A 21,228-nucleotide genomic window follows, 5' to 3' on the forward strand; every position below is an offset into this window, starting at 1 on the left:
GAGACGGACACATGGCAAAAACCATCGTCGTTAAGCAGATCGGTTCCCCGATCCGCCGCCCCGCAGACCAGCGCGCAACCCTCGTTGGCCTGGGCCTGAACAAGATGCACAAGACCCGCGAACTGGAAGATACCCCTTCCGTACGTGGTATGGTCAACAAGATCCCGCATCTGGTTGAGATCATCGAAGAGCGCGACTAAGCGCTCTCTCGTATGAGCCAAACAAAAGAAAGCGCCCCGATTTCGGGGCGCTTTTTTGTTGCAGAGATCAATTTGGGAGGAGGGGGTATCTATCTGATCCGCCGGGAGAGAGGCCCCCGGCCATCTGGATTGTCGGTTTTCAACATCAGCGATGATCACCGGATCCGCGATGGCACAGACTAGGGGCGGCCAGCGGTGGTCGGTTGATCAGCCGAAGTAGGTGCGGGCGTCGTAGTAGGGCAGATCAGGGGCGGTTTCAGCCGCGTCCCGGCGGTCGATGATGGCCTGCAGCAGGCGGGTCGCCAGCTCGGCAGTCAGAGGGTAGAGAACCAGCAGCGCCACAACGGTGGTGGAGAGGCCGATAAAGCCGGTTGCGATTGCGGTGACGGTTGCGCTTGCGCCGATGAGAGTGCTGAAGAGTGCCATGATCGTGTTCCTTGATGCTGATGATTTCCTTGTCCTCAATGTGCCATTTGCCTCAAATTGCATCAATCACACGAAAGGATAGTTCGCGGCTCCGGAGGCTAGCCCAGGCATCCCTAGGGTGACGGAAAACGCCGTTGGAGCGCGGAAATACCGGTATCTGCGGTGGTGGGGCGCAATCGCGCCAGCATCCGGCCTGCCGCGCCCCCTCCAGATCGGCCTTGCGCCGAACCTCCACGATTCCCACGGCCGCAAAGGCTGCGCGCCATCCGGCCCAGACCGCACGCCGGAGATTAATATCTCAGTCATCTCCTATGCTTGGCGTGCATAGCGGGCAGTCCGACCTGTCAGTTGTTTGCGCAAACATTTCCACCTATCTCTCGGGTGTCACTGAAACAGACATAACTGAGACCACCCGGAAATTCGTCCGGTCAGATAAAGGATCAACATTATGGCACATGTCATCAACACCACCGACACCGGCTTTAACCTCGCAGCGCGCCTGCGTGGCTTCGCAGAAGAGGTCAAGGACAGCTGGGCCCGTCGCGCCGAGTACAAACGCACCTTCGCCGAGCTGGACGGCCTGTCCAACCGCGACCTGGCGGACATCGGCGTGCGCCGCTGCGACATTCCGCAAATCGCCCACGCGCAGGCCTACGGCCAGTAAGGCGAGAGCCGCAACAGATTGTCATCCGGCGGGGACCGCAACGACGGCTCCCCCCGGATCGACCCAAGCTCCAGACCGTCTCTTTCTCCTCCCTCAGGGGTCGGACTGGACACGCCTCCGCGCTGCGGGGGCGTTTTTGGTTTCTGGCGCGACGATGCCGATGGCCAGCCCGTTGCCAGCCAGTCGCTGGCCGTTGCCACCCCGGCGCGCGCCCGCTCCATCATCCGTTTACGCGCCCGTGGCATTCTGCACAGGATCGCGATCCCCGCCGGGCCTGACACCCCCGGCACCCATGACCAGGGCCCCGGTGTGGCAACCGGGGAGCTTGATAATATTATTTCGCACGGGAGAGATCCCGTCCCACATCCCCCGGCGGCGCCGCCACCCTTTATCGGTCGGCCACAGACGCAACGGACACCGCAACAGACCTGCAATAGCAGCCACCGACAGGGCCGACGCCCTGGCGGGCCTTGGTGCTTGGCGGCTGTCCTGATCCGCTTTGGAACCCGGTGTCCGCCGCATATGGACTGAACCCTTGATCCGGCGCGGTATCGGGTCTATACGCCCCCGGTGGTCCTCTGGACGACAGAATCAGAAAACCAAGAAACGCCGTGTTTGCCCTAATCCGCTTCGGGGGCAGTTCCGGCAAAGGAGAAGCGATATGAAACTCAATGAACTGCGCGACAATCCAGGCGCCGCCAAGAAACGCACCCGCGTTGCACGTGGTCCGGGTTCCGGCAAAGGTAAAATGGGTGGCCGTGGTATCAAAGGTCAGAAATCCCGTTCGGGTGTTTCGATCAATGGCTACGAAGGCGGCCAGATGCCCCTCTACCAGCGTCTGCCCAAGCGCGGCTTCAACAAGCCGAACCGCAAGTCCTACGCTGTTGTGAACCTGGGCCTGATCCAGAAATTCATCGACGAAGGCAAGCTGGAAGCCGGTTCCATCACCGAAGACACCCTGATCTCGTCGGGTCTGGTACGTCGCAAGCTGGACGGTATCCGCGTTCTGGCAAAGGGTGACTTCACCGCCAAGGCAACCATCGCTGTGACCGGCGCCTCAAAGGCCGCCGTAGACGCAGTCGCAAAGGCCGGTGGCGCCCTGACCGTGGCAAACACTGCCGCAGCTGAGTAACAGCTTGTGAGCGGCGCCGATGCCGCTTACATAGACTTCAGTTTTCCATTAACGCCGCCCGAGCCGGAAAACGGCCCTGGGCGGCGTTTTCGCAAGAAGAGACCTTTTTTATGGTATCAGCAGCAGAACAAATGGCGGCGAACACCAGCTGGGCCGCTCTTGGCAAAGCCACGGATCTGCGCAACCGTATCCTGTTTACGCTCGGGCTTTTGATTGTCTATCGCCTGGGCACCTATATTCCCGTTCCGGGGATTGATGCGGATGCACTGCGCCAGTTCATGACCTCGGCAGGGCAGGGCATCGGGGGCATGGTGTCCATGTTCACCGGCGGCGCGCTTGGCCGTATGGGCATCTTTGCACTTGGCATCATGCCCTATATTTCGGCGTCGATCATTGTGCAGCTGCTGACCTCGATGGTCCCGGCGCTCGAACAGCTCAAGAAAGAGGGCGAGCAGGGCCGCAAGAAAATCAACCAATACACCCGCTACGGCACCGTGCTTCTGGCGACAGCGCAGGCCTATGGCCTGGCGGTCTCGCTCGAATCGGGGGATCTGGCGACCGATCCGGGGCTCTATTTCCGCCTCGCCTGCATGATCACCCTGGTGGGTGGCACCATGTTCCTGATGTGGCTGGGCGAGCAGATCACCCAGCGCGGCATCGGCAATGGTATCTCCCTGATCATCTTCGTTGGCATCATCGCCGAAGTGCCCGCCGCGATTGCCCAGTTCCTGGCCTCCGGCCGCTCCGGCGCGATCAGCCCGGCGGTGATCATCGCGGTGATCGTGATGATGATCGCCATTATCATGTTCGTGGTGTTCATGGAGCGCGCCCTGCGCAAGATCCATATCCAGTACCCGCGCCGTCAGGTCGGCATGAAGGTCTATGACGGTGGCTCCAGCCACCTGCCGGTCAAGGTGAACCCCGCAGGCGTGATCCCGGCGATCTTTGCGTCCTCGCTGCTGCTGCTGCCGGTGACCATCTCGACCTTCTCCGCAGGCAGCACCTCCGGCCCGATCATGTCCTGGCTGCTGGCCAACTTCGGCCCCGGTCAGCCGCTCTACCTGCTGTTCTTTGTCGGTATGATCGTGTTCTTCGCCTATTTCTACACCTTCAACGTGTCCTTCAAACCCGATGAGGTCGCGACCAACCTGAAGAATCAGAACGGCTTTGTTCCCGGTATCCGTCCCGGCAAGAAAACCGCCGAATACCTCGAATATGTGGTCAATCGCGTGCTGGTTCTGGGTTCGGCCTATCTCGCGGCTGTCTGTCTGCTGCCGGAAATCCTGCGTGGTCAGCTTGCAATCCCGGTTTACTTTGGCGGCACCTCCGTGTTGATTGTGGTTTCTGTTGTGATGGACACCATTCAACAGGCACAAAGCCACCTGCTTGCGCACCAATACGAAGGTCTCATTGAAAAGAGCCAGCTGCGCGGCCGCAATAAGAAACGGACACGACGGGGACCTGCACGCCGATGAGCAATATTATCCTTCTGGGCCCGCCCGGCGCGGGCAAGGGAACACAAGCACGCTACCTGGTTGAATCGCGCAATATGGTTCAGCTCAGCACCGGCGACATGCTGCGCGATGCGCAGGCGTCGGGCAGCGAAATGGGCAAGCGGGTTGCCGCTGTGATTGCCCGCGGCGAGCTGGTGACTGACCGTATCGTGATTGGGCTCATTCGAGAAAAGATCGAAGAAGGAGCCGAGGGCGGCTTTATCTTCGACGGTTTCCCGCGGACGTTGGCGCAGGCGGATGCACTGGCCGAACTGCTGAGCGAAACCGGCCAGAAGCTGGACGCGGTGATCGAGATGCAGGTGGATGACGCCGCGCTGGTTGCCCGCATCACCGGTCGTTCGACCTGTGGCGATTGCGGTGAAGTCTATCACGACGAGACCAAGCCCTGGCCTGCCGATGGCAAATGCGCCAACTGCGGCGGCACCTCGCAGAAACGTCGCCCCGACGACAACGAGGAAAGCCTGCGCACCCGGCTGATGGAATACTACAAGAAGACCTCGCCGCTGATCGGCTACTACTACGCCAAGGGCAACCTTCAGCGTCTCGACGGTCTGGCCTCCATCGAAGAGGTTCGCAAGAATCTTGGCTGGATCATGGGCGACTGAGCCGCAGCCTCTCCAGCACTGATAGATCATCGCCCCGCGCCATTCTGGCCGGGGCGTTTTCGTTGCGGGGGAGGGCAATATGCAGATAAAACGTCACAAATGCTGCCGTTGACGGTTGACCTTGCGGGAAACTTCGGTCCCAGTCTTGTCGATGGGTTGACCATAGCACGATTTCCACATACGGAAGCCCATCCCTTCTGGGAATCATCACAGGTGCGCGCAATTTTTGCCTGCCCTGACCACCTCGAAATGCTGGACCCACGGGCGACACTGCCAAGGTCAAGCGTTGTGAAAAAAGGTTCCGGCGCTACGGAACCGCAACGAAAAGGAAAGTGACACGTGGCACGTATTGCCGGCGTAAACATCCCGACTGCAAAGCGGGTACCTATCGCCCTTACCTATATCACCGGCATTGGCACGACCTCTGCTCAAGCCATCTGCGAAGCCGTAGGCATCGACGCAACCCGTCGTGTGAACGAGCTGTCCGACGCTGAAGTTCTGGCCGTGCGTGAGCACATCGACGCCAACTACACCGTCGAAGGCGACCTGCGCCGTGAAGTTCAGATGAACATCAAGCGTCTGATGGATCTGGGCTGCTATCGCGGTCTGCGCCATCGTCGTAACCTGCCCGTTCGCGGTCAGCGTACCCACACCAACGCTCGTACTCGCAAAGGCCCCGCAAAGGCCATTGCTGGTAAGAAGAAATAAGGGAGGGTTTGATCAATGGCACGCGATAAGACTCGTACCAAGCGCAAAGAGCGCAAGAACATCGCCTCCGGCGTTGCACATGTGAACTCCTCGTTCAACAACACCAAGATCCTGATCTCGGACGTGCAAGGCAATGCGATTTCCTGGTCCTCCGCAGGCACCATGGGCTTCAAAGGGTCGCGTAAATCGACTCCTTATGCCGCTCAGATGGCTGCTGAAGATGCAGGCAAAAAAGCGCAGGAACACGGCGTTAAAACTCTGGAAGTCGAAGTTCAGGGCCCCGGTTCGGGCCGTGAATCCGCGCTGCGCGCCCTGGCCGCAGTGGGCTTCAACATCACCTCGATCCGTGATGTGACCCCGATCGCGCACAACGGCTGCCGCCCGCCGAAGCGCCGCCGCGTCTAAGCGACACTGATTTTTTGCTGGGGCTTTGCGATTTCTGCAAGGCCCCAGTACGCCATTTGAAACCTCGGGCGTCTGTACCTTTCGGACATGAGGTACGGACAGGAATGGAGGGACCGCATGATCCACAAGAATTGGGCTGAACTGATCAAGCCGACTCAGCTTGACGTGAAGCCGGGCAATGATCCCGCACGCCAGGCCACCGTTGTGGCTGAACCGCTGGAACGCGGCTTTGGCCTGACACTGGGCAACGCGCTGCGCCGCGTTCTGATGAGCTCGCTGCAAGGCGCCGCCATCACCTCCGTGCAGATCGACAATGTTCTGCATGAATTCTCCAGCGTCGCCGGTGTTCGCGAAGATGTCACCGACATCATCCTGAACCTCAAAGGCGTGTCGCTGCGCATGGAAGTCGAAGGCCCCAAGCGCCTGTCGATCAATGCCAAAGGCCCCGCAGTTGTCACCGCCGGTGACATCTCCGAATCCGCTGGCATCGAAGTTCTGAACCGTGAGCACGTGATCTGCCACCTTGACGATGGTGCCGATCTGTTCATGGAACTGACCGTCAACACCGGCAAGGGCTATGTCTCTGCTGACAAGAACAAGCCTGAAGATGCGCCCATCGGTCTGATCCCGATCGACGCCATCTACTCGCCGGTCAAGAAGGTCTCCTATGACGTTCAGCCGACCCGTGAAGGTCAGGTTCTGGACTATGACAAGCTGACCATGAAGATCGAAACCGATGGCTCCATCACGCCCGACGACGCGGTCGCCTATGCGGCCCGTATCGTGCAGGATCAGCTGTCGATCTTCGTCAACTTCGACGAGCCGGAATCGGCAAACCGTCAGGACGACGACGACGGTCTCGAGTTCAACCCGCTTCTGTTGAAGAAAGTGGACGAACTGGAACTGTCTGTCCGGTCTGCAAACTGCCTGAAGAACGACAACATCGTCTACATCGGCGATCTCATCCAGAAGACCGAAGCAGAAATGCTGCGCACGCCGAACTTCGGCCGCAAGTCGCTGAACGAGATCAAAGAAGTGCTGTCGGGCATGGGTCTGCACCTTGGCATGGATGTCGAGGACTGGCCGCCGGACAACATCGAAGATCTGGCCAAGAAGTTCGAAGACAGCTTCTAAGAGATTGGGCGGCCTCTAGGGCCGCCCGAAATGCCCCGGTTGCGGGGGAAGACCCGGGCATCTGCCCCAAGGTGAGCGGCTGACACGCATCAGCCGCCTGACAAAGCAAAACGCGAAGTAAAGGATTGAAAAAATGCGTCACGCACGTGGTTACCGCCGCCTGAACCGTACTCATGAGCACCGTAAGGCCCTGTTCTCCAACATGGCCGGCTCGCTGATCGAGCACGAGCAGATCAAGACAACCCTTCCCAAAGCAAAAGAACTGCGCCCGATCATCGAAAAGATGATCACCCTGGCAAAGCGCGGCGACCTGCACGCCCGCCGTCAGGCCGCGTCCAAGCTGAAGGAAGACAAGGACGTTGCAAAACTGTTCGACGTTCTGGGCCCGCGCTACAAAGACCGTCAGGGCGGCTATGTCCGTATCCTGAAAGCCGGTTTCCGCTATGGCGACATGGCACCGATGGCGATCATCGAATTCGTTGATCGTGATCGCGATGCCAAAGGCGCCGCCGACAAGGCACGCCTGGCCGAAGCAGAAGCTGCTGCTGACGAATAAGAACTCCCGGTTTCGACCGGACCTGACCCCCGCTCTGGCAACAGGGCGGGGGTTTTTCGTTCTGCGCCCCCGTTTCGCGGGAGGCCCCCGGTTGGGGATAGGGGCCAAAGTCGCGGATTTTCCCCGGTGAATCCTACCTTGTAAAAGACGGCAGCGGTCCGCATATCCTGTTCACAAGAACAATCGGAGTCGTCATGTTTCGTGCCATCCTGACCGCAGCGGGCCTGTTTCTGGCCACTCAGATCCCCTTGACACAGGCCTTTGCCGAAACCCGCGTGCCCCAGTCGCAGGCAGAAATCTCGCTTGGTTTTGCGCCTCTGGTGAAACAGGCGGCGCCTGCGGTGGTGAACATCTATGCCAAGATCGTGCAGGAACAGCGCCGCACGCCTTTTATGAACGATCCCTTCTTCGACGATTTCTTTCGCGGCCTGTCAAAGCCGCAGCCACGGGTGCAGAACTCGCTTGGCTCCGGGGTGATCCTGTCGGCTGATGGCATCGTGGTGTCGAACTACCATGTGGTTGGCATGGCGACGGATATCCGGGTGGTGACCACCGACCGGCGCGAATATGCCGCTCAGGTGGTGCTGGCGGATGAGGCCAGCGATCTGGCCATTCTCCAGCTACAGGACGCCAAGGACCTTCCCTATCTTGAGCTGCGCGACAGTGACGGGGTCGAGGTGGGCGAGCTGGCGCTGGCCATCGGCAATCCCTTCGGCGTTGGTCAGACGGTCAGCAGCGGGATTGTCTCAGGTCTGGCGCGCAGTGGCGCCGCCACGGGGGAGGGGATTGGCTATTTCATCCAGACAGATGCGCCGATCAACCCCGGCAACTCCGGTGGCGCGCTGATTGACATCAATGGCGATCTGATTGGCATCAACACCCGCATCGTGACCCGCTCCGGCGGCTCCAACGGCATCGGCTTCGCCATCCCGGCCAATCTGGTGCGGGCTTTCATGCGGCAGGCCCACGACGGGGCCGAGGAATTTCAGCGCCCCTGGGCTGGGATGATGGGGCAACCGGTGGATGCGGATCTTGCCGCCTCGCTGGGGATGGACCTGCCGGAGGGGATGGTGATCTCCGAACTTCACCCGGCCAGCCCCTTCACCAAAGCTGGATTTGAGGTGGGAGATGTCGTTCTTGATGTGGCAGGAGAGGCTGTGAACTCCCCGTCGGAGATGGTGTTCCGCATGTCTGTTACCGGGCTCGGCGATACCGCCGAGGTCACACGTCTGCGCGCAGGCGCGCGTGAGGTGCTGACCGTAGAGATGATACTGGCCCCCGATGAACCACCCGCCAACCCGCTCAGCCTTGATGAGGGCACGCCGCTGCCGGGTCTGACCGTGGCGCGGATCAATCCGCAGTCAATCCTGCGATTCCAGCTGCCGATGTCCTCTGACGGGGTGGTGATCACCGACCCCGGCGCCTATGGCAGCCGCGTCGGTCTGCGCGCGGGCGATATCATTCTGGGCATCAACAATGAGGCGATCAAAACGCCTGCGGATGTGTCTGAGGTGCTGGGCAATATCGGTCGCTGGATGAAGGTCGATCTCAACCGGCAAGGCCAGCGGGTCTCGCTGCGCTATCGGCTCTGATCATGGCGGATCTTTTTGACAGCGGCGATGCCGCGCCCCGCCCGGATCCGCAGTCGGAGGTGAACCGCCCACTGGCGGATCGCCTGCGCCCGCAGTCGCTGGCAGAGGTGATCGGTCAAGCGCAGGTTCTTGGTGAGGACGCCCCGCTTGGGGTGATGCTGGCCTCCGGCTCGCTGTCATCGCTGATCTTCTGGGGGCCGCCGGGCGTGGGTAAAACCACCATCGCGCGGCTGCTGGCGCGGGAGACGGATCTGCATTTCGTGCAGATCTCAGCCATTTTTACCGGTGTGCCTGATCTGAAGAAAGTGTTTGAGGCGGCCAAGATCCGCCGTCAGAACGGGCAGGGCACGCTGCTATTCGTGGACGAGATCCATCGCTTCAACAAGGCGCAGCAGGACGGGTTCCTGCCGCATATGGAGGATGGGACCATCCTCCTTGTGGGGGCGACCACCGAAAACCCGAGTTTTGAACTGAACGCCGCTGTGCTGAGCCGGGCGCAGGTTTTGGTGCTGGAGCGATTGTCGCTTGCTGATCTGGAGAGGCTGACCCAGCGGGCCGAGCAGGAGCTGGATCGCGCCCTGCCGCTGACCGCGGATGCGCGGGACGCGTTGCAGGAGATGGCGGATGGGGACGGGCGCGCCCTGCTGAACCTGATCGAACAGGTCGCCGCCTGGAAGGTGGACAGCCCGCTCGGCCGCGAGGCGCTGGCCACCCGGCTGATGCGGCGGGCGGCGAAATATGACAAGTCCGGCGATGAGCATTACAACCTGATTTCCGCCCTGCATAAATCCGTGCGCGGCTCCGACCCGGATGCCGCACTCTATTGGTTTGCCCGCATGCTGGAGGGGGGCGAGGATCCCAGATACCTGGCCCGCCGCCTGACTCGGATGGCGGTTGAGGACATCGCGCTGGCCGACCCGCAAGCGCAGGGGATCTGTATCCAGGCCTGGGAGACTTATGAGCGTCTCGGCAGCCCGGAGGGCGAGTTGGCGCTGGCACAGGCAGTGATTTACCTCGCCCTCGCGCCGAAAACCAACGCCGGCTACATGGCCTATAAGGCGGCGCGGCGTCTGGCGAAACAGACCGGCAGTGCGCCACCGCCGAAGCATATCCTGAATGCGCCAACCAAGCTGATGAAGTCGCAAGGTTACGGTGACGGATATGACTACGACCACAACGCGGCGGATGGGTTTTCAGGGCAGAACTACTTTCCCGATGATGTGCCGCGCCCGGTGCTGTATCAGCCGGTTGAGCGGGGTTTCGAACGGGAGTTGAAGCGCCGGACCGAGTATTTCGCCAATTTGCGCGCCAAGCGGAACAGCTGATCCGGCTTTGCGGGCAAAGCCGGTGCCTGCGGCGCGAGTATTTGGGGAAAGGTGACAGGGTCTGCTCCGGTGCTGCAATGCTGCCATGCTTGCGCGAAACTTGACATCCACGCGCCAGCCGGCGACAGACCGTTGATGGTTTTTTCGGTTCTATATGTGGCCTTGGGCGGTGCGATCGGTGCTGCCTGCCGCTATCTGGCCGGTTTGGGGATCACCCGCCTCTTTGGGGTGGGAGAGTTCCCGGTGGCGATTCTGGCGGTGAATGTGATCGGCTCCTTTCTGATGGGCGCCTTTGTTGTCACTGCCGCCCATAAGGGTCTGACCCACCTGAGCCCTTTTGTGATGACTGGCCTTCTGGGCGGTTTCACAACGTTTTCGGCCTTCTCGCTTGAGACGGCCACCCTGATCGAGCGCGGTGCCTTTGGGCAGGCTGCGCTCTATGTGTTTTTGTCCGTGGGCCTGTCGGTCGGCGGACTGTTTTTCGGCCTGATGGCCGCCAGAGGAGTGTTCGCATGAGCGGCGTACAGATGATTACCGTCAGTGAAGACGACGCAGACCAGCGTATTGACCGCTGGCTGCGGCGGCTGTTCCCGCATGTGAGCCAGGGGCGGATCGAGAAGATGTGCCGCAAGGGCGAATTGCGTCTGGATGGGGGCCGGGTGAAGGCCAACAGCCGCGTCGCAGCCGGGCAGGTGGTGCGCGTGCCGCCGCTTGGGGCAAGCGACCTGAAACCGGCAGAGGCACCGAGCTACCGGATTTCCGAAGCGGACGCCAAGATGATCCGGGGCTGTGTGATCTACAAGGACGATGCGGTCATCGTGCTGAACAAACCGGCAGGTCTGGCGGTACAGGGCGGCAGCGGCACCACCAAACATGTCGACGGGCTGAGTGCTGCCTTGCAGTTCGACGCCGAGGAAAAGCCGCGTCTGGTGCATCGTCTGGACAAGGACACCTCAGGTGTGTTGGTGCTGGCGCGCACCCGTCTGGCGGCGCAGTCGCTGACCGCAGCCTTCCGGCATCGTGCCACGCGCAAGATCTACTGGGCGCTGGTGGCGGGCGTGCCGACTCCCTATCTGGGCGAGATCAAATGCGGGCTGGTCAAGGCTCCGGGCCATGGCAAAAGCGGCGAAGGCGAGAAGATGATCGCCATCCATTCCAACGAGGTGGACAGCACACCCGGCGCCAAACGCTCGCATACCCAATATGCCACGCTCTACCGGGTTGCCAGCCGGGCGGCCTGGGTGGCGATGGAGCCGATCACCGGTCGCACCCATCAGCTGCGCGCGCATATGGCCGAGATCGGCCATCCGATTGCGGGCGACGGCAAATACGGCGGCTCGGGGCAGGAGAACCTTGGCGATGGCTGGGGCGCGCAGCTGGGCGGCATCATCTCCAAGAAGCTGCATCTGCACTGCCGCCGCATGGCGTTTGAACATCCGGTGACGCGCAAGACGCTGTCGATCACCGCGCCCTTGCCCGATCATATGAAGGACAGCTGGGACACCTTTGGCTGGTCCGAAGATCTGGCGGCAGAAGATCCGTTTGAGAGCCTGCAATAAGGGCGCGCGTGGATGAGCCGTGACCTGCGCCTGATCCTCTTTGATGTGGATGGTACGCTGGCCGACAGCCAGGGTGCCATCACCTCGGCGATGGCGGCGGCGTTTGCCGGGGTCGGGCTGGCCCTGCCCAGCCGGCAGGACATCCTGTCGATTGTTGGATTGTCCCTGCCGCAGGCGATGGCCGAGCTGGCGCCGGGGCAGAGCGCTGCCGTCCAGGCCGGCTTGGTCGACGGCTATAAATCCGCTTATAAATCGGCCCGTCTGGCGGCGGGCGCGGGGCATTCACCGCTCTATCCCGGGGCGGCGGAGGTGTTGGCGGAGCTGAATGCCGTGCCCGAATACCTGCTGGGGGTAGCCACTGGCAAATCTCAACGTGGATTGGATGCGCTGATCGAGGCGCATGAGCTGCGGTGTTTCGTGACCCGGCAATGTGCCGATCACCACCCGTCGAAACCGCATCCGTCGATGGTGCTGCGGGCGATGGCCGACACCGGCGTGGCACCTGCGCATACGGTGATGATTGGCGATACCAGTTTTGACATCGACATGGGGCGCGCAGCCGGGGTGCATACGATTGCGGTCAACTGGGGCTTTCACCCGGCCGAGCGCCTTGGGGCGGATCATATCATCGACAGTTTCGCCGCGCTGGCGCCGCTGTTGCAGGACATCTGGAAAGACTGACGACATGAGCGAGTGGAAACAGAAACGGTTTTGGAAAGAGGTCGCCGTGGCCGAGGTCGAGAGCGGCTTTGCCATCGAGCTGGACAGCCGCCGCGTGAAGACGCCGGCCAAGGCGCCGCTGATCGTTCCGACCCGTGAGATGGGCGATGCAATTGCCGCGGAATGGGACGCGCAGACCGAATCAGTTGACCCTTTGTCGATGCCTATGACGCGTTCTGCGAATGCTGCAATCGACAAGGTGTCGCATCAACATGGCGAAGTGTCGGATATGCTGGCGGATTACGCAGATTCCGATCTTTTGTGCTATCGCGCCGAAATGCCGGTCGAATTGGTGCAGCGTCAGGCCGAGATCTGGGACCCGGCGCTGGACTGGGCTGCGGAAGCGCTGGCGGCCCGGCTACAGCCGCGCACGGGCATCCTGCATGTGCCCCAGGACCCTGAGGCGCTGCACCGTCTGCGCGGCTTAGTCCATGAAATGACACCCTTTCAGCTGGCGGCCTTCCATGATCTGGTGGCGATGTCGGGCTCTCTGGTGCTGGGGTTTGCGGCCGCACGGGGCTGGCGGCCGGCCGATGAAATCTGGGAAATGTCGCGGTTGGACGAGCTGTGGCAGGAGCAGCAATGGGGCCGGGACGACGAGGCGCAGGCCACCGCAGACCTGAAACGCACGGCGTTTTTGCACGCTAAGCGGTTCTACGATTTTTCCTGTTAGCGCAATATATTACCCAGATCGGGGCGCTGCCGCAAAAATCGTTCGCGACCGCAAAAATGTTCGCTATGCGCCCATCGAATTTCCTGATCCCACCCTTGACGTTTGTTGATGAATGCGCCCACACTCGGTCGCGAAATGGGGTCACCCTTGTTTCACCACCTATCTCCGGCATGGCTGGTGCCGGGCAAAAAGAGCCGCCAAATAGGCGGACAATCAGGAAGAGGTAAACATGAAGAATAAGGTAATTTTGGGTGCGCTGACTGTTGCTGGTCTGGCCGCCGGTGCCGCTGCGGCGGGCACGCTGGACGATGTCAAGGCCCGCGGCAAGCTGAACTGCGGTGTGACCACCGGTCTGGTCGGTTTTGCGGCGCCCAATGCCAATGGCGAATGGGAAGGTTTTGACGTTGCTGTCTGCCGCGCGGTTGCTGCGGCTGTTCTGGGCGACTCGACCGCTGTTGAATTCGTGCCGACCACCGGCAAAACCCGCTTCACCGCTCTGGCCTCCGGCGAGATCGACATGCTGGCCCGTAACACCACCTGGACCTTCAGCCGCGATGTTGACCTGAAGTTCGAATTCGTGGGCGTTAACTACTATGACGGCCAGGGCTTCATGGTTCCCAAGGAACTGGGCGTGTCCTCCGCGAAGGAACTGGACGGCGCGACCGTCTGCATCCAGACCGGTACAACCACCGAGCTGAACCTGGCGGATTTCTTCCGTTCCAACAACATCAGCTATGAGCCGGTTCCGATCGAAACCAACGCCGAAGCGCAGCAGCAGTATCTGGCTGGTGCCTGTGACGTTTACACCACCGACGCCTCCGGTCTGGCGGCAACCCGCGCGACCTTCGATGATCCTTCGGCACATGTTCTGCTGCCCGAAATCATCTCCAAAGAGCCGCTCGGCCCGCTGGTTCGCCACGGCGACCACGAGTGGGGCGATGTTGTTCGCTGGAGCCTGATGGCGCTGATCGCAGCTGAAGAGCTGGGCGTGACCTCCGCCAACATCGGTGAAATGGCCGCTGGCACCGAGAACCCGGAAATCAACCGTCTGCTGGGCGCCGAAGGCACCCTGGGCGAGATGCTGGGCCTGTCTGCTGACTGGGCGAAGAACGCAATTGCCGCTGGTGGCAACTACGGCGAAGTCTTTGCAAAGAACATCGGCGAAGACACTCCGATTGGTCTGGCACGTGGTCTGAACGCACAGTGGACCGAAGGTGGCCTGCTCTACGCACCGCCTTTCCGCTAAGATCTACTGAGGAAAGGGCGCAGGACCAACCTGCGCCCTTTTACCTCCCGACCTATCCTAACAAAAACGCTTAAGGTCTGGACGCGAGCAGGGACCCAACCCCGCCGAACAGTCGACCTATAAGCCACGGGGATCACACATTCATGTCAACTCTCACTGACCCTCCAAAGGCACAGTTTCAGCTGTCCATGTTGGTCAACGATACCCGCTATCGTTCGTTGACCTTCCAGGCGATTGCTGCGCTGGTTCTGGCCTTGGCCATCTGGTATCTGGGGAACAACCTTATTCAGAACCTGCGCGCCGCGGGTCTGAATATTTCATACGGGTTCCTCGGGGATCCATCCGGTTACGACATCAACCAGCGTCTGATCGAATACGACAGCCAGTCCAGCCATGCACGTGCTGCTGTGGTCGGCATTTTGAACACGCTGCTGGTGGCCTTTCTCTCCTGTATCACGGCCACCGTCTTTGGTGTGATCGCGGGTGTTCTGCGCCTGTCGAACAACTGGCTCGTCTCCAAATTGATGGCCGTCTATGTGGAAATCTTCCGCAATATTCCGGTGCTGATCTGGATCATCATCATTTTCACGATCATGACAGCCGTGATGCCCGGCCCGCGGGAATTCCGCGGTGACGATGCCACGTCGAGCATGGTGTTTGACCTCTTTGCCTTCACCAACCGCGGTGTCTACATCCCGATGCCCTGGTTCGAGAGCGGTCTGTTTGCCTCCACCACGATGAACTGGCTGGTGGTTCTGGCGGCACTGGCACTGTCCTTCTTCGTGATGCGCAAGGTCGAAACCAACGCGACCAAGACGCAGGAAGAAACAGGCGTGCGCCCCAATACCACATGGATTGGCCTGGGCGTCTGGCTGGTGCCGGTGCTCCTGGTGCTGTTCCTGATGGGTCTGTCCTGGGAAGTACCGGAGCTGAAAGGCTTCAACTTCACCGGCGGTATCAAAATCGGTGGTCCGCTGATCGCGCTGTGGTTCGCTCTGTCGATCTACACCGGTGCTTTCATCGCGGAAAACGTGCGTGCGGGTATTCAGGCGATCAACAAGGGTCAGACCGAAGCCGCAGCGGCACTGGGTCTGCGTCCCGGCCGGATCATGAATCTGGTGGTGCTGCCGCAGGCGCTGCGCGTCATCATTCCACCGCTGATCTCCAACTTCCTCAACATCACCAAAAACTCCTCGCTGGCGATTGCGGTTGGTTACGCCGATATCACCGCGACCCTGGGCGGCATCACGCTGAACCAGACCGGCCGTGCAATCGAATGTGTTCTGCTGCTGATGCTGTTCTATCTCACCGCATCGCTGCTGATTTCGATGGTGATGAACGTCTACAACGCATCTGTGAAACTGAAGGAGCGCTGAGACATGAGCGATACACACTCTCAAACTATCGCCTTTGTCCGCGATACGGAAATCCCGCCGGCCCCGCCGCCGGCGCGTGAAACCGGTGCCTATAAATGGATGCGAGAGAACCTGTTCTCCAGCGTTCCCAATTCGATCCTGACGCTGGCGGCGCTGGTGCTGATCTATCTGCTGCTGAGCACCACGGTTCCGTGGCTGCTGAACGGTGTATGGACCACCAACTCGCTTGCCGAATGTCGCGAGGTTCTGGATGGCAAGGTTGGTGCCTGTTTCTCGGTCCTGACCGAGCGCTGGAACCAGCTGCTCTATGGGTTCAAATATCCGGCCAGTGAATACTGGCGCCCGAATCTGGCCCTTGTGCTGCTGTTGATTGCGCTGGCACCGGTTCTGTTCTTTGACCTGCCGCGCAAGCTCTTGGCCTTCACCGCGATCTACCCGTTCCTGGCCTTCTGGCTGATCTGGGGCGGCTCGATCCTGGTGCCGATCGTTGCCTTGCTTGGCTTTGTTGCCGCCGGGTTCGTGTTCCAGAAGTACGGCAAGGGCAGCTTTGCTCTGGGGTTCTTCGGCGCGATTGTTGCAGCGGTCGTGGTCTGGAATGTCGGTGGCTATCTGATCCCGGAAGGGGCGTCTGACACCGCGATGCTGTCAGCTGTGCCCTCGCGCGATCTGGGTGGCTTCATGCTGAACATGATGCTGGGTGTGACCTGCGTGTCGCTGTCGGTGCCGCTGGGTATCGCGCTGGCACTGGGCCGTCAGTCCAACATGCCGCTGATCAAGTGGATCTGCGTCGTCTTCATCGAATTCGTGCGTGGCGTGCCGCTGATCACCCTGCTGTTCGTGGCATCGGTGATGCTGTCCTACTTCTTCCCGCCAGATGCCACCGTGGACCTGTTCCTGCGCGTGGTCATCATGATCACCCTGTTCTCCGCGGCCTATATCGCCGAAGTGATCCGGGGCGGTCTGGCCGCGCTGCCCAAGGGGCAGTATGAAGCAGCAGACAGTCTGGGTCTCGACTACCCGCAGGCCATGCGTCTGATCATCCTGCCGCAGGCACTGAAGATCTCGATCCCCGGTATCGTGAACGTGGCCGTTGGCCTGTTCAAGGATACCACACTGGTGTCGGTCATCTCGATGTTCGACCTGGTGGGCATGATCCGGGGCCCAATCCTCGCCTCCACCGAGTGGAACGGCGTCTATTGGGAACTCCTCGGCTTTGCCGCCTTCCTGTTCTTCATCGTCTGCTACGGCATCTCTCAGTACTCACAGTGGCTCGAGCGTCGTCTCGCCACCGATCACCGTTAAGGAGTTCAACATATGTCTGAACTTATGTCTGACCGCGCAATCGACCGCTCGAAAATGCAAGTGAGCGACGAGGTTGCCATTGAAATCAACAATATGAACAAGTGGTACGGCTCGTTCCACGTGCTGCGCGACATCAATCTGACCGTCAATCAGGGCGAGCGGATTGTTATCGCAGGCCCCTCGGGGTCCGGCAAATCCACCCTGATCCGCTGCCTCAATGCGCTGGAAGAGCACCAGCAGGGCAAGATCGTGGTGGATGGCACCGAACTGTCGAATGATCTCAAGAACATCGACAAGATCCGGTCCGAGGTTGGCATGGTGTTCCAGCACTTCAACCTGTTCCCGCATCTGACCATTCTGGAAAACTGCACCCTGGCGCCGATCTGGGTCCGCAAGACCCCCAAGAAGGAAGCCGAAGAACGGGCGATGCACTTCCTTGAGAAGGTGAAGATCCCCGAGCAGGCCAATAAATATCCGGGCATGCTCTCCGGTGGTCAGCAGCAGCGTGTGGCGATTGCGCGCAGCCTCTGCATGATGCCGCGCATCATGCTGTTCGATGAACCGACATCGGCGCTCGATCCGGAGATGATCAAGGAGGTCTTGGACACCATGATCGAACTGGCCGAGGAAGGTATGACCATGCTCTGCGTCACCCACGAGATGGGCTTTGCCCGTCAGGTGGCGAACCGTGTGATCTTCATGGATGCGGGTCAGATCGTGGAGCAGAACGAGCCGGAAGAGTTCTTCAACAACCCGCAGAGTGAGCGGACAAAGCTGTTCCTGAGCCAGATTCTCGGCCACTGAGCGCCGCACTAGTGTAATACGGCCAAGGCCGGGCAGATCTGCCCGGCCTTGGTCATTCTGGGTCGATGCAGGGGGCGCTGCCCCCTGACCCCCGGAGTATTTATCGGAAAGATGACAGGGGCAGAGATGCCAGGGCGCTGTGCCGCGCGTCAGCCTTGCTGGGCAAAGGCCTCGGTGCTGCCGTCTGCCCGGATCAGGAGCGTGGAGAAAGGCTCTTTGCTGTCGCCCATTTCCATCCCCGGTGAGCCAATTGGCATGCCCGGAACCGTGAGGCCCAGGGCATCAGGCCGCTCTGTCAGCAGGCGTTTGATATCGCTGGCGGGGACATGGCCTTCGATCACATAGGGGCCGAGGGTGGCGGTGTGGCAGGAGGCAAGATCATCGGAGATGCCAAGCCGGGATTTCATCTCCCAGAGCTGATCGTCAGGGATATTGCGGACCTCGGTCTTCAGGCCGGCGGCGGTGAGATGCTCCACCCATCCGGTGCAGCAGCCGCAGCTGGGGGATTTCATCACCTTAATCACCGGGTCGTTGGTGGCCGTCGCAGCCACCAGCGGTGTGGTGGCCAGCGGCAGGGTTGCAGCGGCGAGGAGGAAGGCGCGGCGGTTCATCTCAAAGGCTCCATTGCTGAGAATGCGGATCTTGGGATCATAGCGGATCTGTGGATGTTCGGCGGCATGGCTTCCCGCGTGGGAGCGACAGCATGTCACAGGATCATATCGCAGCCGCTTTTGTTGTCCTGTCACCTGCGGAGCGACCGCGCCGCGCCAGCGGCGCCATGCCCAACGGGAGCGGTTGCATATTCATGCGACCGCGGCGGGCGGGAGCGCTTATGGTCTCCCCTGGTTGAAGGGCCGCAGGAGGGCGCACAGGCTCGCCCCTGTCACGCACCAAGCAATTCGCGGGGGACGGTGAATTCCGCCACCTTGCCGCTGCTCCACGTGAGATCGGCCCAGCTGTCGATATCAAAGCTTGCGATCAGCGTCGCGCCGGTTGGGAAATCGTCAAACCGTGAATGATCCGGTGGGTGGCGGACGATGGAATGGGCAAAGGCGGCAAGGCCGGGATTATGGCCCAGGATCAGCACCCGCTTGTGTTCGGCCTCGCGCAGCACCTGAAACAGGATGTCGGCGCTGGCGTGATAGAGCCGTTCGATGAACACCGCAGGGGCGCCCAGTTCCATCAGCTCGCAGGTTTCACGGGTCCGCTGGGCGGAGGAGGAGATCACCTGATCAGGGATCATTCCGAGCTCGCGCAGCCAGGTGCCAACCGCTGCGGCGCAATGGCGGCCGCGGGTGTTCAGCGGGCGGGCGTGGTCACTGGGGGAGGAGGTGTCCCAGGCGGATTTGGCGTGGCGGGTCAGGATCAGCGTGCAGGTCATTTTATGTGAAAATACCTCATATGATGGGCGGATTGCGCCGGGATACGGTCAGCGCCTGTGCTCAGCGGGCAGGCGCGGCGGGCAAGGCAGCCGGTGGAGAGGCAGGGGGTTCCCTCGGTGCTCTCCAGGTGCCTGTGGCAGGCTGCCAGATCATAGGGGCCGCCCTCTTTCAACGCCGTGACGGGGCAGCGGTTCAGGCAGGGGCGATCCTCACAGCCAAGGCAGGGGGCCAGGGCCAGCGGGGGGGGCGGAAGATCAAAGTGGTGCGCGAAATAGAGGGCGCCGCGAAAGGAAATCATCATGCCATAGCGATCATGCACCAGCATTTGCGACGGCGATGTGAAACTGCGGCCCGAGGCCAGCGCCCAGTCCACGAAGGGCGCATAGGGGGGGCCGGTAAAGGGGTAGACCGGGATTGCGCCCCAGCTTTGCGCCAGATCACCGAGGACCCGGCTGGACCAGCGGTCGACTGGGTCTGCCCTGCCATCGTGATATTCCGGGCTGGTGACAAACCCCGGCCAGAAGGAGGGGGCGGTGCCCAGCAGGATCAGCGTTCCCTGTGGGCCGCTGTCGGTTTCGCTGCCTGTTGCGATGTCCGGTGCCGCCGCTGCGATAAAGCCCCGAAGCTGTCCGGCTGTTGGGTGAAATCCGCCATAGATATCCAGCCCAAGTGCCGCAACAGACCGTTGCAGCCTGTCATAGGTCGGTGGGGTTTCGACAGGGGTGGAGACAGGCACCGATGCAGAGCGGTCTACAAGGTCCCTGTCCGGGTTTAGGGGGCGGATCATAGGGACAGTCTAGCGCAGGTTGGCGCGTTTCCCTATGGGGATTTCGCAGCCGTAAACCCGTCGCAAAGCGAGACAGCTGGCCCGCGACGGGTGAGATCCGGCCGGTTGGCTGATGTCTGCCGCCTCAGGGACGGATCATCGAACCGGCGCCGTGATCGGTAAAGAGTTCCAGCAGCACGGCATTGGGTACCCGGCCATCAACGATGGTACAGGCCCGCACACCGCTGCGCACGGCGGAGAGCGCGGTTTCCGTCTTCGGGATCATGCCGCCGAGGATCACGCCGTCGCGGGTCATCGCTTCGACATCGGCGGCCTTCAGCTCGGTCACGACATCGCCGTCGCTGTTCTTTACGCCAGACACATCCGTGAGCAGCAGCAGCCGGTCGGCCTTGAGCGATGCGGCGATGGCGCCGGCGGCGGTGTCGCCGTTGATATTGAACGTCTCGCCGTTGGGGCCTGCGCCGATGGGGGCGATCACCGGGATCATATCCTGTTCAAAGAGATGGTTCAGCACGCTTGGATCCATTTCAGACGGGGTGCCGACATAGCCCAGATCCGGGTCGGTCGGGGTGCAGGTGATCAGATTGGCATCCTTGCCGGACAGACCGACAGCAGCGCCGCCCTGGCGGTTGATGGCCTGCACGATACGTTTGTTCACCACGCCGGAGAGCACCATCTCCACCACTTCCATCGTGGCGGCATCGGTGACCCGCTTGCCGTTCACGAAATCGGATTTGATCTGCAGCTTGTCGAGCATGGCATTGATCATCGGGCCGCCGCCATGGACGATCACCGGGTTCACCCCGACCTGACGCATCAGCACGATGTCGCGGGCAAAGGTATCCATGGCCTCGTCGCTGCCCATGGCGTGACCGCCCAGCTTGATCACGACGATGGCGCCGTCATAGCGCTGCAGATAGGGCAGGGCGCTTGAAAGGGTCTCGGCTGTGGCAATCCAATCGCGGTTCATGTCTTGTTTCTTCATCGTTGCAATCCCTGGGACGGGCCGTCCGTCGCAGACGGCGCAGGCGGCTGTGCCATGGGGATTGTGTTACGCGGTTCTGGGCGCGGTGCCAAGCGCCGGCCCTGCATTCGCGGCATTGCAGCTGTCGCAAAGG

The 21,228-nt window shown here is 61.1% G+C and carries 24 protein-coding genes; 19 read left to right on the plus strand and 5 right to left on the minus strand.

The features are described 5' to 3' along the window. Positions 1-11 precede the first annotated feature (11 nt). Positions 12-200, plus strand: coding sequence for a 50S ribosomal protein L30 (gene rpmD, locus WLQ66_RS12060; RefSeq protein WP_008559881.1), 189 nt, complete (start codon positions 12-14; stop codon positions 198-200). A gap of 207 nt (positions 201-407) precedes the next feature. Here rpmD and WLQ66_RS12065 read toward each other — a convergent pair whose 3' ends face one another. Then, on the minus strand, positions 408-626 hold the full coding sequence (locus WLQ66_RS12065; protein ID WP_061049066.1) for a hypothetical protein: 219 nt from the start codon (positions 624-626) through the stop codon (positions 408-410). A 448-nt stretch (positions 627-1,074) separates the two neighbouring features. Here WLQ66_RS12065 and WLQ66_RS12070 point away from each other — a divergent pair, with 448 nt between their 5' ends. From WLQ66_RS12070 to WLQ66_RS12155, 18 genes are all read left to right on the plus strand, one after another. Continuing rightward, entirely contained in the window at positions 1,075-1,290 is a 216-nt protein-coding gene (locus WLQ66_RS12070; RefSeq protein ID WP_340546600.1) for a DUF1127 domain-containing protein, read from the plus strand. Positions 1,291-1,951: 661 nt separating this feature from the next. After that, positions 1,952-2,422 (plus strand): 50S ribosomal protein L15, encoded by a 471-nt coding sequence (rplO, locus tag WLQ66_RS12075; RefSeq protein ID WP_260089702.1) that lies wholly within the window; start codon positions 1,952-1,954, stop codon positions 2,420-2,422. Between the two features lie 110 nt (positions 2,423-2,532). Continuing rightward, complete coding sequence (gene secY, locus WLQ66_RS12080; protein WP_340546601.1) at positions 2,533-3,897, plus strand: preprotein translocase subunit SecY; 1,365 nt, start codon at positions 2,533-2,535, stop codon at positions 3,895-3,897. Next, entirely contained in the window at positions 3,894-4,541 is a 648-nt protein-coding gene (locus WLQ66_RS12085; RefSeq protein ID WP_340546602.1) for an adenylate kinase, read from the plus strand. The genes secY and WLQ66_RS12085 overlap by 4 nt, the downstream gene beginning before the upstream one ends. A gap of 339 nt (positions 4,542-4,880) precedes the next feature. Continuing rightward, the gene (gene rpsM, locus WLQ66_RS12090; RefSeq protein ID WP_340546603.1) at positions 4,881-5,249 is read left to right on the plus strand and encodes a 30S ribosomal protein S13; all 369 of its coding nucleotides are present in this window, start codon (positions 4,881-4,883) and stop codon (positions 5,247-5,249) included. Positions 5,250-5,264: 15 nt separating this feature from the next. Continuing rightward, complete coding sequence (gene rpsK / locus WLQ66_RS12095) at positions 5,265-5,654, plus strand: 30S ribosomal protein S11 (RefSeq protein WP_014875982.1); 390 nt, start codon at positions 5,265-5,267, stop codon at positions 5,652-5,654. Between the two features lie 117 nt (positions 5,655-5,771). After that, positions 5,772-6,788, plus strand: coding sequence for a DNA-directed RNA polymerase subunit alpha (locus WLQ66_RS12100; protein WP_014875981.1), 1,017 nt, complete (start codon positions 5,772-5,774; stop codon positions 6,786-6,788). A gap of 133 nt (positions 6,789-6,921) precedes the next feature. Continuing rightward, positions 6,922-7,344: a 50S ribosomal protein L17 gene (rplQ, locus tag WLQ66_RS12105; protein ID WP_340546604.1), complete on the plus strand. Its 423-nt coding sequence runs from the start codon at positions 6,922-6,924 to the stop codon at positions 7,342-7,344. Positions 7,345-7,538: 194 nt separating this feature from the next. Further along, entirely contained in the window at positions 7,539-8,936 is a 1,398-nt protein-coding gene (locus WLQ66_RS12110) for a trypsin-like peptidase domain-containing protein (protein ID WP_340546605.1), read from the plus strand. Between the two features lie 2 nt (positions 8,937-8,938). Further along, positions 8,939-10,261 carry a replication-associated recombination protein A gene (locus WLQ66_RS12115; protein ID WP_027248563.1) on the plus strand — a complete coding sequence of 441 codons (1,323 nt, stop codon included), beginning with the start codon at positions 8,939-8,941 and terminating at the stop codon, positions 10,259-10,261. Between the two features lie 135 nt (positions 10,262-10,396). Then, positions 10,397-10,777, plus strand: a complete 381-nt coding sequence (gene crcB, locus WLQ66_RS12120) for a fluoride efflux transporter CrcB (RefSeq protein WP_061049061.1) — start codon at positions 10,397-10,399, stop codon at positions 10,775-10,777. Then, a complete protein-coding gene (locus tag WLQ66_RS12125; protein WP_340546606.1) occupies positions 10,774-11,820 on the plus strand; it encodes an RluA family pseudouridine synthase in 1,047 nt (348 codons plus the stop codon). The genes crcB and WLQ66_RS12125 overlap by 4 nt, the downstream gene beginning before the upstream one ends. 12 nt (positions 11,821-11,832) lie before the next feature. Further along, positions 11,833-12,501, plus strand: coding sequence for an HAD-IA family hydrolase (locus WLQ66_RS12130; RefSeq protein WP_340546607.1), 669 nt, complete (start codon positions 11,833-11,835; stop codon positions 12,499-12,501). 4 nt (positions 12,502-12,505) lie between these two features. Beyond that, the gene (locus WLQ66_RS12135; RefSeq protein ID WP_340546608.1) at positions 12,506-13,213 is read left to right on the plus strand and encodes an ATP12 family chaperone protein; all 708 of its coding nucleotides are present in this window, start codon (positions 12,506-12,508) and stop codon (positions 13,211-13,213) included. 229 nt (positions 13,214-13,442) lie between these two features. Next, on the plus strand, positions 13,443-14,459 hold the full coding sequence (locus WLQ66_RS12140) for an amino acid ABC transporter substrate-binding protein (protein WP_340546609.1): 1,017 nt from the start codon (positions 13,443-13,445) through the stop codon (positions 14,457-14,459). 143 nt (positions 14,460-14,602) lie between these two features. Continuing rightward, positions 14,603-15,835 carry an amino acid ABC transporter permease gene (locus tag WLQ66_RS12145; protein WP_340546610.1) on the plus strand — a complete coding sequence of 411 codons (1,233 nt, stop codon included), beginning with the start codon at positions 14,603-14,605 and terminating at the stop codon, positions 15,833-15,835. Between the two features lie 3 nt (positions 15,836-15,838). Beyond that, positions 15,839-17,137, plus strand: a complete 1,299-nt coding sequence (locus WLQ66_RS12150; protein WP_340546611.1) for an amino acid ABC transporter permease — start codon at positions 15,839-15,841, stop codon at positions 17,135-17,137. Between the two features lie 12 nt (positions 17,138-17,149). Continuing rightward, positions 17,150-17,941: an amino acid ABC transporter ATP-binding protein gene (locus WLQ66_RS12155; RefSeq protein ID WP_340546612.1), complete on the plus strand. Its 792-nt coding sequence runs from the start codon at positions 17,150-17,152 to the stop codon at positions 17,939-17,941. Positions 17,942-18,090: 149 nt separating this feature from the next. Here the strand turns inward: WLQ66_RS12155 and WLQ66_RS12160 are convergent, their stop codons facing one another. From WLQ66_RS12160 to argB, 4 genes are all read right to left on the minus strand, one after another. After that, positions 18,091-18,552, minus strand: coding sequence for a DUF411 domain-containing protein (locus WLQ66_RS12160; protein WP_340546613.1), 462 nt, complete (start codon positions 18,550-18,552; stop codon positions 18,091-18,093). Between the two features lie 272 nt (positions 18,553-18,824). After that, the gene (locus tag WLQ66_RS12165) at positions 18,825-19,322 is read right to left on the minus strand and encodes a SixA phosphatase family protein (RefSeq protein WP_340546614.1); all 498 of its coding nucleotides are present in this window, start codon (positions 19,320-19,322) and stop codon (positions 18,825-18,827) included. After that, complete coding sequence (locus tag WLQ66_RS12170) at positions 19,319-20,110, minus strand: ferredoxin (RefSeq protein ID WP_340546615.1); 792 nt, start codon at positions 20,108-20,110, stop codon at positions 19,319-19,321. Before WLQ66_RS12170 ends, WLQ66_RS12165 begins: the two co-directional genes overlap by 4 nt. A 124-nt stretch (positions 20,111-20,234) precedes the next feature. Then, positions 20,235-21,095 carry an acetylglutamate kinase gene (argB, locus tag WLQ66_RS12175; RefSeq protein ID WP_340546616.1) on the minus strand — a complete coding sequence of 287 codons (861 nt, stop codon included), beginning with the start codon at positions 21,093-21,095 and terminating at the stop codon, positions 20,235-20,237. Positions 21,096-21,228 lie beyond the last annotated feature (133 nt).

It is taken from the genome of Phaeobacter sp. A36a-5a, assembly GCF_037911135.1.
GTDB lineage: Bacteria > Pseudomonadota > Alphaproteobacteria > Rhodobacterales > Rhodobacteraceae > Phaeobacter > Phaeobacter bryozoorum.

Bases quoted from the DNA above. Each gene is read 5' to 3' on its own strand.
- rpmD (WP_008559881.1), top strand. From the start codon at position 12: ATGGCAAAAACCATCGTCGTTAAGCAGATCGGTTCCCCGATCCGCCGC.
- WLQ66_RS12065 (WP_061049066.1), bottom strand. From the start codon at position 626: ATGGCACTCTTCAGCACTCTCATCGGCGCAAGCGCAACCGTCACCGCA.
- WLQ66_RS12070 (WP_340546600.1), top strand. From the start codon at position 1,075: ATGGCACATGTCATCAACACCACCGACACCGGCTTTAACCTCGCAGCG.
- rplO (WP_260089702.1), top strand. From the start codon at position 1,952: ATGAAACTCAATGAACTGCGCGACAATCCAGGCGCCGCCAAGAAACGC.
- secY (WP_340546601.1), top strand. From the start codon at position 2,533: ATGGTATCAGCAGCAGAACAAATGGCGGCGAACACCAGCTGGGCCGCT.
- WLQ66_RS12085 (WP_340546602.1), top strand. From the start codon at position 3,894: ATGAGCAATATTATCCTTCTGGGCCCGCCCGGCGCGGGCAAGGGAACA.
- rpsK (WP_014875982.1), top strand. From the start codon at position 5,265: ATGGCACGCGATAAGACTCGTACCAAGCGCAAAGAGCGCAAGAACATC.
- WLQ66_RS12100 (WP_014875981.1), top strand. From the start codon at position 5,772: ATGATCCACAAGAATTGGGCTGAACTGATCAAGCCGACTCAGCTTGAC.
- rplQ (WP_340546604.1), top strand. From the start codon at position 6,922: ATGCGTCACGCACGTGGTTACCGCCGCCTGAACCGTACTCATGAGCAC.
- WLQ66_RS12110 (WP_340546605.1), top strand. From the start codon at position 7,539: ATGTTTCGTGCCATCCTGACCGCAGCGGGCCTGTTTCTGGCCACTCAG.
- WLQ66_RS12115 (WP_027248563.1), top strand. From the start codon at position 8,939: ATGGCGGATCTTTTTGACAGCGGCGATGCCGCGCCCCGCCCGGATCCG.
- crcB (WP_061049061.1), top strand. From the start codon at position 10,397: ATGGTTTTTTCGGTTCTATATGTGGCCTTGGGCGGTGCGATCGGTGCT.
- WLQ66_RS12125 (WP_340546606.1), top strand. From the start codon at position 10,774: ATGAGCGGCGTACAGATGATTACCGTCAGTGAAGACGACGCAGACCAG.
- WLQ66_RS12130 (WP_340546607.1), top strand. From the start codon at position 11,833: ATGAGCCGTGACCTGCGCCTGATCCTCTTTGATGTGGATGGTACGCTG.
- WLQ66_RS12135 (WP_340546608.1), top strand. From the start codon at position 12,506: ATGAGCGAGTGGAAACAGAAACGGTTTTGGAAAGAGGTCGCCGTGGCC.
- WLQ66_RS12140 (WP_340546609.1), top strand. From the start codon at position 13,443: ATGAAGAATAAGGTAATTTTGGGTGCGCTGACTGTTGCTGGTCTGGCC.
- WLQ66_RS12145 (WP_340546610.1), top strand. From the start codon at position 14,603: ATGTCAACTCTCACTGACCCTCCAAAGGCACAGTTTCAGCTGTCCATG.
- WLQ66_RS12150 (WP_340546611.1), top strand. From the start codon at position 15,839: ATGAGCGATACACACTCTCAAACTATCGCCTTTGTCCGCGATACGGAA.
- WLQ66_RS12155 (WP_340546612.1), top strand. From the start codon at position 17,150: ATGTCTGAACTTATGTCTGACCGCGCAATCGACCGCTCGAAAATGCAA.
- WLQ66_RS12160 (WP_340546613.1), bottom strand. From the start codon at position 18,552: ATGAACCGCCGCGCCTTCCTCCTCGCCGCTGCAACCCTGCCGCTGGCC.
- WLQ66_RS12165 (WP_340546614.1), bottom strand. From the start codon at position 19,322: ATGACCTGCACGCTGATCCTGACCCGCCACGCCAAATCCGCCTGGGAC.
- WLQ66_RS12170 (WP_340546615.1), bottom strand. From the start codon at position 20,110: ATGATCCGCCCCCTAAACCCGGACAGGGACCTTGTAGACCGCTCTGCA.
- argB (WP_340546616.1), bottom strand. From the start codon at position 21,095: ATGAAGAAACAAGACATGAACCGCGATTGGATTGCCACAGCCGAGACC.